At 63.2% G+C, this 11,986-nt stretch carries 12 protein-coding genes and 2 tRNA genes; 7 read left to right on the top strand and 7 right to left on the bottom strand.

Annotated features, from left to right (window positions below; all coding sequences use genetic code 11):
* Positions 1–337 (bottom strand): dihydroxy-acid dehydratase (locus RMO57_RS01575; protein WP_310383589.1); only part of this gene is annotated, 337 nt, incomplete at its 3' end.
* Positions 338–430: 93 nt separating this feature from the next.
* Between RMO57_RS01575 and RMO57_RS01570 the strand changes: the two genes are divergently transcribed.
* From RMO57_RS01570 to RMO57_RS01540, 7 genes are all read left to right on the top strand, one after another.
* Positions 431–1,336 carry a LysR family transcriptional regulator gene (locus RMO57_RS01570; RefSeq protein WP_310383588.1) on the top strand — a complete coding sequence of 302 codons (906 nt, stop codon included), beginning with the start codon at positions 431–433 and terminating at the stop codon, positions 1,334–1,336.
* Positions 1,337–1,430: 94 nt separating this feature from the next.
* Positions 1,431–2,444, top strand: a complete 1,014-nt coding sequence (locus RMO57_RS01565) for a hypothetical protein (RefSeq protein WP_310383587.1) — start codon at positions 1,431–1,433, stop codon at positions 2,442–2,444.
* A gap of 95 nt (positions 2,445–2,539) precedes the next feature.
* Positions 2,540–3,337: a prolipoprotein diacylglyceryl transferase gene (gene lgt / locus RMO57_RS01560; RefSeq protein ID WP_310383585.1), complete on the top strand. Its 798-nt coding sequence runs from the start codon at positions 2,540–2,542 to the stop codon at positions 3,335–3,337.
* Positions 3,338–3,358: 21 nt separating this feature from the next.
* On the top strand, positions 3,359–4,063 hold the full coding sequence (dnaQ, locus tag RMO57_RS01555; protein ID WP_310383583.1) for a DNA polymerase III subunit epsilon: 705 nt from the start codon (positions 3,359–3,361) through the stop codon (positions 4,061–4,063).
* Positions 4,064–4,119: 56 nt separating this feature from the next.
* A tRNA-Val gene (locus RMO57_RS01550) sits at positions 4,120–4,194 on the top strand.
* A gap of 79 nt (positions 4,195–4,273) precedes the next feature.
* Positions 4,274–4,348, top strand: a tRNA-Val gene (locus RMO57_RS01545).
* Between the two features lie 124 nt (positions 4,349–4,472).
* Positions 4,473–5,342, top strand: a complete 870-nt coding sequence (locus RMO57_RS01540; protein WP_310383581.1) for an alpha/beta hydrolase — start codon at positions 4,473–4,475, stop codon at positions 5,340–5,342.
* A 16-nt stretch (positions 5,343–5,358) separates the two neighbouring features.
* Here the strand turns inward: RMO57_RS01540 and gltS are convergent, their stop codons facing one another.
* From gltS to RMO57_RS01510, 6 genes are read right to left on the bottom strand one after another with little or no spacing between them, the layout of a single operon-like run.
* Positions 5,359–6,555, bottom strand: coding sequence for a sodium/glutamate symporter (gltS, locus tag RMO57_RS01535; RefSeq protein ID WP_310383579.1), 1,197 nt, complete (start codon positions 6,553–6,555; stop codon positions 5,359–5,361).
* Between the two features lie 47 nt (positions 6,556–6,602).
* Positions 6,603–7,223 (bottom strand): YitT family protein, encoded by a 621-nt coding sequence (locus RMO57_RS01530; RefSeq protein WP_310383577.1) that lies wholly within the window; start codon positions 7,221–7,223, stop codon positions 6,603–6,605.
* On the bottom strand, positions 7,220–7,438 hold the full coding sequence (locus tag RMO57_RS01525; protein WP_310383574.1) for a DUF2788 domain-containing protein: 219 nt from the start codon (positions 7,436–7,438) through the stop codon (positions 7,220–7,222). Before RMO57_RS01525 ends, RMO57_RS01530 begins: the two co-directional genes overlap by 4 nt.
* Before the next feature lie 13 nt (positions 7,439–7,451).
* Positions 7,452–8,237: a DUF2189 domain-containing protein gene (locus RMO57_RS01520; RefSeq protein WP_310383572.1), complete on the bottom strand. Its 786-nt coding sequence runs from the start codon at positions 8,235–8,237 to the stop codon at positions 7,452–7,454.
* A gap of 45 nt (positions 8,238–8,282) precedes the next feature.
* A complete protein-coding gene (gene mnmH / locus RMO57_RS01515; protein ID WP_310383571.1) occupies positions 8,283–9,371 on the bottom strand; it encodes a tRNA 2-selenouridine(34) synthase MnmH in 1,089 nt (362 codons plus the stop codon).
* On the bottom strand, positions 9,368–11,986 hold the full coding sequence (locus tag RMO57_RS01510; protein WP_414896355.1) for a [protein-PII] uridylyltransferase: 2,619 nt from the start codon (positions 11,984–11,986) through the stop codon (positions 9,368–9,370). The genes mnmH and RMO57_RS01510 overlap by 4 nt, the downstream gene beginning before the upstream one ends.

Raw genomic sequence — 11,986 nt, 5'->3', positions numbered from 1 at the left:
GGCCGCCGACGCAGGTCTCCACGCAGTCGGAGATCACCTCGCGCGAGACCAGGCTGTACTTCATGCCCTCGGTGCCCATGGCCATGCCGTCCGAGATCGTCGGCGTGCCGAAGACCTGCGGGTTGGCGCCGGCTTCTTTGAGGCCGATGACGGCCGCGTCGGCGAGTTTTTGCAAGCCGGAGTTGCAGGGCGTGATGGTCGAGTGGCCGTTGGCCACACCAATCATCGGCTTGCCGAAGTCGCTCTCCTGGTAGCCCATGCCGTAGTACATGGAGCGGTTGGGCGCGCGGGCGACGCCTTCGGTGATGTTTTTGGAGCGGCGGTTGGCTGCGGACATGAAAATCTCCTGGAGGTGTGCCGGCAGTATGCGGTGGCGTTGCCTGTTGATCAAATATATTATTGCCTTCTGATTAATACGTTTGGCATATCAATGATCGAATTGCGAACGCTGCGCCAGTTCATCGCCGTGGCCGAAGAGCTGCATTTCGGCCGCGCCGCCGAGCGCCTGCACATGACCCAGCCGCCGCTGACCCAGGCGATCCAGAAACTGGAGACCAGCCTCGGCGCGGCTTTGTTCGAGCGCACCAGCCGCTCGGTCGCGCTGAGCCCGGCCGGTCAGGCCTTGTTGCCCCAAGCACTCACCTTGCTGAAGCAGGCCGATGCGCTGGCGGCGACCGTGCAGGCGGCGGCGCGGGGCGGGCGCGGCCGGCTGCGGCTGGGTTTCGTGTCAACGGTCGGTTATGGCGAGCTGCCGCGCTGGTTGCGGCTGTTCCGCGAGGCCTTTGCCGATATTGAGCTGAGCCTGCGCGAAGCGACGCTGGACGTGCAGCTGCGCGAGTTTGCGCAGGGTGAATTGGACGCCGGCTTCATCATTCACGCGCCCGGCGCCCATCCGGCCGGCTTCGAGCGGCTGAAGATTTCCAGCGAGGCGATGTTGCTGGCGCTGAGCGCTGATGATGTGTTGGCACAAAGCGCGACAGTGGACGCGGCCGCCGTGCTGGGTCAGCCGCTGGTAATCTTCCCGCGCGAGATTGCGCCGTCCTTGTTCGACGCGTTGCTGGCGTTCTACCGCCAACATGGCTGCGAGCCCCGCATCGTGCAGGAGGCGATCCAGATGCAGACCATCGTCAACCTGGTCTCGGCCGGCATCGGCCTGGCCTGGGTGCCGGCCAGCGTGATGGCGTTTCAGCGTGCCGGCGTGGTCTATAGACCGCTGAATGGCGCCGCGCCGATGTGTGAGACCAGCTTGATCTGGCGCGTAGATGCCACGCCGACGGTGGCGCGCTTTGTCGAGCATGTCGAACGGTTGTTGATGGCGCCCGGCAATGACAGCTGATGCACTTGCCGGCGCAGCTCGTCGCAGAACTGGGTTTGTAGCGTCAGCAATGCCGACAATCGATACTCCAGCCATCAAACGCTCACTTTTGCCTATGCTCAGTACGCTTTTCTTCCGCCCCGCCGTGGCTGCCGTCGGTCTGACGCTCGTGCTCGCTGCCAGCCCGGCTGCGCAGGCGGCCCTGTTCAAGGATGCGCAGTTTCAAACCCTGCTGGATGCGGGCCGTTATGAGGACTTAGACCTCGTGGCAAAGACCCGCTTGAAGGGCAAACCCGACGATGCGCAGGCGCTGGCGGCAGCGGCCATGGCCAGCAGTGACGTCTATGACGCGCAGCGTCTGGACGCGGCGGCCAAGTTCGCGCAAGCCTGCCGCGAGCGTGAGCCGCGCGAAGCCGCGTGCTATTACGCGGCGGCCGAGGTGATGGGGCACCAGGTGCAGATGATCAGCCCGCTCAAGGCCGTTGGCATGGTGGGGCGGCTGAAGGAGGCCTTGCACAAGGCCTTGGAGCTGGACCCGACGCTGTACGCCGCGCGCAGCAAGCTGGTGCAGCTCTACCTGTTCACGCCGCAGATGTTGGGGGGCAGCATGGCCAAGGCCAAGGCGCTGGAGGCCGAGATTCGCGCCAGCCAGCCCGATCAGGCGCGCTTGCTGCGGTCCTTGACCCTGGCCTCGGCTGAAAAATGGCCCGAGGCCGAGCGTGAGTTGTTGGCCGTGCGCGCCGGCGCAGATGGTGCCTTGCAGGCCGATGTTCGCGAAGCCTATTCACAGCTGGGTCGTCATTGGATGAAAGAGCAGCAGTTCGACAAGGCCAAGGCGCTTTTTCAGCAATTGCAGCGCGATCAACCGGGCAAGGCCATGGCCGCCTATTGCTTGGCGCGTTTGGCCATGGACCAGCAGCAATACGAGGAGGCGGTGCGCCAGCTGGAGCGCGCCAAGACCCTGGGCGGCGCCCAGCAATTGCCGCTGGACCATAGACTCGGCGAAGCTTTGCTGGGCTTGGGCGACAAGGCCGGGGCCAAGGCAGCTTTTGCGCGCGCTGCGGCCGACAAGCGCGTGCGGCCCAACTACACCAAGGATGCGCGCAAGAGCTTGGCCGAACTGGACTGACCGGCGCCGAGGCGGCATTCGCTGGCGGCGAACTATGATGCGCGGCTGATTTCTCAAGCTGTGTTTCTCAAGCTCTATTTCTCAAGGAAAGCGCAATGTGGGTGCACCCCCAGTTTGACCCGATCGCCATCAAGCTCGGCCCTTTGGCCGTGCATTGGTACGGCCTGACCTATCTGGCCGCCTTTGCGCTGTTCCTGTTTCTGGCCAACCGCCGGGTCGCGCAGCCTCAGTTTGCGCAAACCGGCTGGAGCCGCCGCGATGTCGATGACCTTTTGTTCTTCGGTGTCGTGGGCGTGGTGCTGGGAGGGCGGCTGGGGTTCGTTTTGTTCTACAAACCCGACTACTACCTGCACAACCTGGACGAAGTGCTGGCGGTCTGGAAGGGCGGCATGGCGTTTCACGGCGGCTTGCTCGGCGTGATTGCGGCGATGGCGCTGTTTGCCAAATTGCGCGGGCGCAAGTTTTTTGAGGTCACCGATCTGATCGCACCCTGCGTGCCTACAGGCCTGGCGATGGGCCGGCTGGGCAACTTCATCAATGGCGAGTTATGGGGCCGCGCCGCCGACCCCAGTCTCCCCTGGGCCATGGTGTTCCCGCAGTCGGGATCACCGCTGCCGCGCCATCCTTCGCAGCTCTATCAGTTCTTCGGCGAGGGCTTGCTGCTGTTCGCGCTGCTGTGGTTGTATGCGCGCAAGCCGCGCCAGACCGGCCAGGTCTCGGGCATGTTCTTGATCGGCTACGGGCTGTTCAGATTCATGGCCGAGTATTTCCGCGAGCCCGATGACTACCTCGGTCTGCGCGCGCTCAATCTGAGCCAAGGGCAATGGCTGTGCGTGCCGATGGTGGCGGCCGGCGTGCTGATCTGGGCCTTGTCCAGTCGCCGCAAGACCTGACCCTCTATTTTTTTAGCTTCCATGCGTCAAATCTTCTTCGACACCGAAACCACCGGCCTGGCCGCCGAGGGCGGCGACCGCATCATCGAAATCGGCTGCGTCGAGATGCTGAATCGCCAGTTGACCGGCAACAATCTGCACCTCTACATCAATCCGCAACGCGCCAGCCACGAGGATGCGCTGCGGGTGCACGGCCTGACCGAGTCTTATCTGGCCGACAAGCCGTTGTTTGCGCAGATTGCCGATCAGTTGCTGGAGTTTTTGGCCGGTGCCGAGCTGGTGATCCATAACGCGCCCTTCGACATTGGCTTCGTCAATGCCGAGCTGAAGCGCCTGCGCCGCCCGCCCATCACCGACCTGGTCGGCGGCGTGCGCGACACCTTGCTGATGGCCCGCAATCTCTTCCCCGGCAAGGCCAATTCGCTCGATGCGCTGTGCCGCAGGCTGGAGGTTGATAACTCCAACCGCAAACTGCACGGCGCCTTGCTTGACGCGGAGTTGCTGGCCGAGGTCTATATCCGGCTGACGCGGGGGCAGGATTCGCTGGTGATGGACGATTCGGGCGGCGACTCTCGGTCGCCCGAATTCAAGCTGGCCGCGATCGACCTGAGCTGCTTTGATTTGCCCGTTTTGCAGGCCAGCGAGGCCGAGCTGCAGGCGCATGAAAAGGTCTTGATCGAACTCGATAAGGCCAGCGGCGGAAAAAGAATTTGGCAGGCTGCTTGAGATGTCCCGAAACACCGTGGCATAATCGTGGGCTTCGCAGAGATTGGCGAAAATTAGGGCGGTTAGCTCAGGGGTAGAGCACCACATTCACACTGTGGGGGTCGCAGGTTCGAAACCTGCACCGCCCACCAGAGGCCTCGATCGGCGCAAACTGCGCGAACTGCGCGAACTGCGCAAGGGGTTCAACTGGTGGTTTGATTCAGAAATTCAGGGCGGTTAGCTCAGGGGTAGAGCACCACATTCACACTGTGGGGGTCGCAGGTTCGAAACCCGCACCGCCCACCAGATCAACCTCGCCAAGTCACTCGACTTCGCGAGGTTTTTTCTTGCCCGAAAGTTTTTGTCGATTGGCAAAGCGTTTTTAGCGTCGACACTTGCGACTCACGTTTGAAGCCAGGAGAAGCCGAGCATGTCCCGTCAAAGTCCCGCCTGGTTCGATCAGCAGTACAACAACCGGGCCCGTGTGGCCGACAGTGTCGAAATTCTGGATCGGTGGGCGAAGGCGTCGAAACTGGTACGCGAGCAGGCGCCTTGTCTGCTTGATCTTGCGTATGGCGAGGCGCCGACCGAGCGCCTGGACGTGTTCACCACCCATGTGCCGAATGCGCCGGTGATGGTGTTTCTGCACGGCGGCTATTGGCGTGCGCTGGACAAGTCGGATTGCTCCTTTGTGGCCAGCTCCTTCGTGGACGAGGGCGCGATGGTGGTGATCCCCAATTACTCACTGTGCCCGCATGTCAGCATGGAGCGCATTCCGCTGCAACTGGTGCAGGCCTTGGCCTGGGTCTGGCGCCATGCGGCCGAGCATGGCGGGGACCCGTCGCGGGTGGTGCTGGTCGGCCATTCGGCCGGTGGGCATTTGGCCACCATGCTCAACTGCTGCGACTGGAAGTCGGTGGCGCCCGACCTGCCGCATCATCTGGTCAAGGGCGTGTTGTCGATTTCGGGTGTGCATGACTTGAGCCCGCTGCGGCAGGCGCCGTTTTTGCAGCAAGACTTGAAGCTGGACGCCGACGCCGTGCGCCGCCTCAGCCCGGCTCTGTTCCCCGCGCCCGAGGCGCCGGTTTACGCCATCGTGGGTGCGCAAGAGAGCGACGAATTCAAGCGTCAAAACCGTTTGATCCGCCAAGCCTGGGGCCGCCGCGTGGTGCCGATTTGCGAGGAAATCCCGGGCTGCAATCACTTCGATATCTTGCATGAGCTGGCCGACCCGCAAAGCCGCTGCCATCAGTTGGCACGGCGGTTGCTGGAGTTGCGCTGGTACAGCGCCTTGCTGTGACCGGGCGGGTCGGGGCTCAATAAATCGGCAGCGCCATGAACAGCTTGATGACCAGCGCGTTGGCGATGTCAATGAAGAAGGCGCCCACCATGGGCACCACGATGAAGGCCAGGTGCGAAGGCCCGAAGCGATGCGTGACCGCCTGCATATTGGCAATCGCGGTGGGCGTTGCGCCAAGACCAAAGCCGCAATGGCCGGCGGCCAACACCACCGCGTCGTAGTTGCCGCCCATCACGCGGAAGGTCACGACGATGGCGTAGGCGGCCATGCCGAGCGTTTGCACCGCCAGAATCAGCAATATCGGCAGGGCCAGATCGGCCAACTCCCATAGCCGCAAGCTCATCAAGGCCATGGCCAAGAAGAGCGCCAGGCTGACGTTGCCGAGCACCGACACCTCGCGGTCAAACACCTGATGCAGGCGCAGGCCGGCCAGCACGTTGCGCAGCAAAACGCCGCAAAAGAGCACACAGACAAAGGTCGGCAACTCAACGGCCGTGCCGGCAATCGCCGCAGCCAGCAACTCGCCACCGGCCAGGCTCAGCGCGATCAGAGCCAGTGACTCGATGAAGGAGTTGACGGTAATCAGGCGCGTGGCTTGGGGCTCCTCGAAGTTGCTGGGCACCTGATCCTGATTGTGTTGGGCGCCGGGTGCCCGCACCTTTGTCAGCAGAAATTTCGCCACCGGGCCACCGATCACGCCGCCCAGGACCAGGCCGAAGGTGGCGCAGGCCATCGCCAACTCGGTCGCGCCTTGGATGCCAAACTGCTCGGTGAAGACCTGGCTCCACGCGGCGCCTGTGCCATGTCCACCCGACAAAGTCATCGAGCCGGCCAGCAGCCCCAGGTGTCGGTCCAGGCCCAGCAGCGTGGCCATACCGATACCGATGAGGTTTTGCATCAGCAGCAGGCCCAAAACCACCAGCAAGAACTTCAGCATCAAGCTGCCGCCGGCTTTCAAGCTGGCGAGATTGGCCGACAAGCCGATGGTGGCGAAAAAGGCCAGCATCAAGGGCGTTTGTAAGGAGGTATCAAACTTGATCGTGAAGCCGGTCAGCTGCTGCATCAGCAGCATCAGCAAGGCCACCACCAAGCCGCCCGCAACCGGCTCAGGAATCGTCAAGGCTTTGAGGAAGGCGATTCTTTCAACCAACAGACGGCCAAAAAGCAAAACGAGCGAGGCGGCGACAAGGCTGCCGTATCCACTGATATTCATCGGTCGAGGTCCCGGCAGCTAGGTGCTGTGCATCTGTGCGGGCGATTCTAGACCGCCATATAGCGCCCCGGCCGGTGATTGATGGCGAGCGCCGCATTGATGGCCAGCATGCCGACAATGGACAGGCCGATGCGCTCGGGCGGCACAAAGGCCAGCCCGCACAGCAGGATCACCAGATCCAGCCCGGCCTGCACATAGCCGGCGCGCCAGCCGTATTTTTCTTGCAAATACAGCACCACCACATTGAGCCCGCCCAGCGAGGCGCGGTGGCGGAACAGAATCAGCATGCCGGCGCCGATCAGCAGCCCGCCGGCAAGCGCGGCAAACCAGGGGTTCAGCTCGGCGAATTTGAGCCAGCGCGGCAACACCTCGGCCAACACCGCCATCAAGCTGACTGCCGTCATCGTCTTGAGCGTGAAGGGCAAACCCATGCGCTTGTAGGCCAGCCAGTAAAAAGGCAGGTTGATGGCAAAGAACAGCGCGCCAAAAGGCAGGCCGCTGGCGTAATGCAGCAAGAAGGCAATGCCGACGGTGCCGCCGGTCAACATGCCGACTTGCTTGAACAGCGCCACGCCCAAAGCCACGAACAGCGTGCCGGTGACGATCGCTTGCACGTCCTCAAAGGTGGAATGCTTGAAGCTGCGAGTGATGGTGTCGCGCAGACTCATCCGCCGGTTCCCGCCATGAACCATTTGATGGCGCCTTTGGCGAGGTAGCCGACCATGCCAAAACCCAAGCCCAGCAGCAGCACAAAGGTGCCGAAACGACCGGCCTTGGACTCGCGCGCCAGCTGCAAGAAGATGAACACCATAAAGAGCATGAAGAGGCCGACGCCCCAGCTCAGGCCGAATTGGGCGATTTCTTGCTCGCTATATCCGAACATGGCCGCCCTGCCTTCAGTCGCTGTGGGAAACGAGGTCGCGGTAGGCGTGCCAGCTGGCATGACCCAGCCAAGGCAAGACCACAATGAAGCCCAGCATCAGGCTGGCCATGCCGGCCAGCGTCAGCAGCATGATCAGGCTCGCCCACAAGGCGACCGGCGCCGGATAGGCCATCACCACGCGCCAGCTGGTGAACACGGCACCCAGCACCCCGACGTCCGAGCGGTCCAGCAGCAGCGGCACGGCGATCACCGTGGAGGCGAACAGCGGTGCGGCCAATACCGCGCCCAGGGCCAGCCAGATTTCAAACAGATGCGAATCATCGTTCAACACCACATGGCGCAAAAAATCAACAGGCTGAAGGATAGGGGCAGCGGCAAAGCCGGTGATCAGTGCGGCCGAGGTCATCACCCAACCGGTGCCGGCAAAGGCCAGCAGCACACCGAACACCACCATGCGTCCGTCGCGCGGCCGCCAGGCTTTCAAAATGGCCGCAAAGCTGGGCTTGCGGCCATGTTCAAGATCGCGGCTGATCACATACAAGCCGGTCGCCAAAATGGGTGCCACCAACAAAAAGCCGCTGAATGCACCGGCCAGCAACCAGAAATGATGGCGAGCCATGCCAAAGATCAGGGCCCCGATGGCGGCCAGCACCAAGCCATGGGCGAGCGAAGGGCCGGGGCAACGAATCAGGTCTTGCCAGCCCCGTGCCAACCAGCCCAGCGGCCGCAGCACGGGCACCGGCTTCACCCCAAATTGGCGTGATTGGCGTAGCGCCGCTTCGGTTTCAAGAAATGACATCGGGTCTCACTTTGAATAGGGGCCATCTTGCCATGCGCGGCAGGGTCAGGTCTTGATGGCCATCAAGTCATGCCCGAGGCTTTGCAGGCACGGCGTCGAACCATCGGCCAGGCGGATCCGTTGGGCCCGCTCAAGCTGCGGGTAATGTCCGGCCAAGGAGCGTTCATAGCCGGGGTCGTAATGTTCACGCATCAGCTCGCCGAAGACCGGCCCCCAGGCACCCGCGCGGGCCAGTGCTTGCCAGCCTTGCACGCGCTCGCGGCCGCGCATGCTGACCAAGGCATCGAGCTTGGCGCAGAACAACTCGGGCGTCGCAAAGAAATGGGCGTAGTCCTGCAGCAGCAGCTCAATGCGCGCCGCGTCGGGCATCTCCAGCCAGTAGATATGGTCGCTGGCCCGCATCGCTTCATACATCGACTCGGGCATGCGCACCTGGCCGATCTTGCGGCTTTCGCTTTCAACAAAGACCGGCCGGCTCGCATCCAATTTGCAGAGCTGTTGCCACAGCAAGGTATCGAACCCTTTTTGACTGGGTTGCGGCTGATCGGGCAGGGCCCCCAAGATCGAGCCGCGGTGGGCGGCCAGGCCTTCCAGGTCGAGCACCTGCGCGCCCAGGGAGGCGAGCGTTTGCAGCAGCCGCGTTTTGCCGCTGCCGGTGCGGCCGCACAGCACATGAAACTCGAACCCGGCCGGTTGCGTCAACAAGACCTCGCGCACCTGCGCACGGTAGGCCTGGTAGCCGCCCTGCAACTGGCGAGATTTGAAACCGATCTGGCCGAGAAACCAGGTCAGCGCGCCGGAGCGCTGACCGCCCCGCCAGCAATACACCAGCGGCCGCCAATTGCGATTCAGTGGCTCGGCGTGGGCCTCGATATGCCGAGCAATATTGCGCGCCACCAAGGCCGCGCCGATCTTGCGGGCCTCAAACGGTGAGCTCTTGTAGAGCAGCCCGACCCGGTGACGCTCGTCGTTATCCAGCACCGGCCAGTTGAGCGCGCCGGGCAGATGGTCCTCGGCAAATTCGGCCGGCGAGCGCACGTCGATGATGGCGTCGAAGGCGCTCAGCGACTGGATCGCTTCATCGGCCGCGATCAGCGGCGACGGCGGCGCAAATTTTGGACTGGTTGGGGTCATTTTTGCAGCGCCACTGCGTCGAGCAGCTCGCTCTCGATTTGAAGTTGAGCCTTGTTGTGCTGCAGCGCGGCACCGTCGACCAAAAATGTATCCTCGACCCGCTCGCCCAAGGTTGAGATCTTGGCCAATTGCAGATTGATGCCGTGACGCGCCAGCACGCGGGCGATCGCATAGAGCAGGCCGGCGCGGTCACTGGTGCTGATGGTCAGCAGCCAATGCTGTGCGCGCTCGTCGGGGCGCAGGGCGATCCGCGGCGTGTAGGGGAAGGACTTGACCCGGCGCGACAAGCGCCCGCGCCGCGGCTCGGGCAATGGCCCGGCGGTCAGCAGCGCCTGCGTTAGTTTGTTCTCCACCAGCGACACCAGATCGCGGTGGTGCAGGCCAAGATCGGGGCTCAGCACCTGAAAGGTGTCGAGCGCATAGCCGGTGCGCGTGGTGTGCACCTTGGCGTCCAGAATATTGAAGCCGGCGCCGTCAAAGTAACCGCATATGCGGGCGAACAAATCCTGCGCGTCGGGTGAATAGACCAAGACCTGCAGGCCTTCACCGACCGGCGAGGGCCGCGCTTGCACCACCGGCACCGGGCTTTGCACATGGCGCCACAGCGAGCGGGCGTGCCAGGCCAAGTCACTCGCCTCATGGCGTGCAAAGTAGCTGATCTCCAGCGTTTGCCAGAGCGGCACCTCGGTGCCGGGCAGCATCGAATGCAGGGCCAGCGCTTGCCGGGCTTCTTGTTTGCGGGCCTCGATGTCGGCCGCCAGATTGGGTTTGGCGCCGCCCAAGGCGCGCAGGCTGACCCGGTACAAGTCCTCCAGCAGCTTGCCCTTCCAGGCATTCCAAACCTTGGGGCTGGTGCCGCGAATGTCGGCCACGGTCAGCAAATACAGGCCGGTCAGGTGGCGCACGTCGATCATCTTGTGCGTAAAACGGTTGATCACCTCCGGGTCGGACAAGTCTTCTTTTTGCGCCACCCGCGAGAGGGTCAGGTGTTGCTGAACCAGGAACACGACCAGGTCGGTGTCGACCTTGTCCAGCCCGTGGTCGCGACAAAACCGCTTGGCCTCGATCGCCCCCAAATCCGAATGGTCGCCCCCGCGGCCCTTGGCCACGTCATGGAATAGCGCAGCAATGTAAAGCAGCTCCGGCTTGGCCCACTGCGCGGCCAACTGTGAGCAAAAGCTGTACTCATGCGCATGCTCGGGGATGAAAAAGCGCCGCACATTGCGCAAGACCATCAGGATGTGCTGATCGACCGTGTAGACATGAAACAGGTCGTGCTGCATCTGCCCCACGATGGCGCGAAACACCCACAAGTAACGCCCTAGCACCGAGGTCTGGTTCATCAAGCGCATCGCGTGGGTCTGGCCCTCGGACTGGCGCAGGATCTGCATAAAGGTCGCGCGGTTGACCGGGTCACGCCGAAACGCGCTGTTCATCAAGTGGCGGGCGTTGTACAGCGCGCGCAGGGTGCGGGCCGACAAACCTTTGATGCCGCGGGTCTGCTGATAGACCAAGAAGGTGCGCAAAATGGCATGCGGCTCGCGCTGATAGAGGTCGTCCGAGGCGACCTCCAGCATGCCGGCGCGGTCCAGAAAATGCGCGTCGATCGGGCGCATCAGCCCCTGCTGCGAGCCGTTGATCTGCTCCTCCAGATTCAGCAGCAGGATCTGATTCAGCTGGGTGACCGCCTTGGCGGCCCAGTAGTAACGCCGCATCAGCACTTCGGACGCCCGCTGGCCGGCGCTGCTTTGATAGCCAAAACTCTCGGCCACGGCGGTTTGTTGGTCGAACACCAGGCGGTCTTCGCGGCGGCCGGCCACGCAGTGCAGGCGGGCGCGAATCAGCTTGAGCAGGCCTTCGTTGTGCTGCAACTGGCGGCTCTCAAACGCGGTGATCAGGCCGGCCTGGGCCAGGTCCTTCCAGGTCTGGCCCAGGCCGGCGGCGCGGGCAATCCAGATCAGCACTTGCAGGTCACGCAGCCCGCCCGGGCTTTCCTTGCAATTGGGCTCCAGCGAGTAGGGCGTGTCGTCGTATTTGGTGTGGCGCTGTTGCGCTTCCAGCGTCTTGGCACGTAAGAACGCGCTGGCATCCATCGAGGCTCTGAGCAATTGCTCCAGGCGATCGACCAGCGGCCGCTCGCCGGCCAGCCAGCGTGCTTCCAGCAGTGCCGTCTGGATCGTCACATCACCGGCCGCTTCATCGCGACATTCACCCAGCGTGCGCACCGACGAGCCAATCTCCAGGCCGATGTCCCAGCAGGCGCTGATGAAGGACTCGATGGCGGTCTTGACCGCGCCGTTCTGGTGCGCTTCCATGCCGTCGGGCAGCAGCAGCAGCACGTCAACATCGGAATAGGGGAACAGCTCGGCCCGTCCGTAGCCGCCGACGGCTACCAAGCTGGCGCCGGCCGGCATGTAGCTGCGCGTCCAGAGCAGCTGCAGCGTTTGGTCGACCTGCTTGGCCAGCGCGCGCAACAGTCCGCTGGCGGCGCTGACCGTGGGCCGGCCGTTGCGAAAGCTGTTGAGCAGCGCCTGCTTGCCGGACTTGAATTGCTGACGCAGCTCGGCCAAGCTGGTGGGCTCGCAAGCGCTGAGAGGCAGAGTCGGCAGAGTCAC

Origin of the sequence: Roseateles sp. (assembly GCF_031397715.1) — a bacterium.
Taxonomy (GTDB): Bacteria; Pseudomonadota; Gammaproteobacteria; order Burkholderiales; family Burkholderiaceae_C; genus Paucibacter_A.
The sequence above is the reverse complement of the archived record's forward strand: the minus strand, read 5'-3'. Positions and strand labels throughout refer to the sequence as shown.

Excerpts from the sequence above, each read along its gene's own strand:
- RMO57_RS01570 (WP_310383588.1), top strand. The coding sequence starts at position 431 with ATGATCGAATTGCGAACGCTGCGCCAGTTCATCGCCGTGGCCGAAGAG.
- RMO57_RS01565 (WP_310383587.1), top strand. The coding sequence starts at position 1,431 with ATGCTCAGTACGCTTTTCTTCCGCCCCGCCGTGGCTGCCGTCGGTCTG.
- lgt (WP_310383585.1), top strand. The coding sequence starts at position 2,540 with ATGTGGGTGCACCCCCAGTTTGACCCGATCGCCATCAAGCTCGGCCCT.
- dnaQ (WP_310383583.1), top strand. The coding sequence starts at position 3,359 with ATGCGTCAAATCTTCTTCGACACCGAAACCACCGGCCTGGCCGCCGAG.
- RMO57_RS01540 (WP_310383581.1), top strand. The coding sequence starts at position 4,473 with ATGTCCCGTCAAAGTCCCGCCTGGTTCGATCAGCAGTACAACAACCGG.
- gltS (WP_310383579.1), bottom strand. The coding sequence starts at position 6,555 with ATGAATATCAGTGGATACGGCAGCCTTGTCGCCGCCTCGCTCGTTTTG.
- RMO57_RS01530 (WP_310383577.1), bottom strand. The coding sequence starts at position 7,223 with ATGAGTCTGCGCGACACCATCACTCGCAGCTTCAAGCATTCCACCTTT.
- RMO57_RS01525 (WP_310383574.1), bottom strand. The coding sequence starts at position 7,438 with ATGTTCGGATATAGCGAGCAAGAAATCGCCCAATTCGGCCTGAGCTGG.
- RMO57_RS01520 (WP_310383572.1), bottom strand. The coding sequence starts at position 8,237 with ATGTCATTTCTTGAAACCGAAGCGGCGCTACGCCAATCACGCCAATTT.
- mnmH (WP_310383571.1), bottom strand. The coding sequence starts at position 9,371 with ATGACCCCAACCAGTCCAAAATTTGCGCCGCCGTCGCCGCTGATCGCG.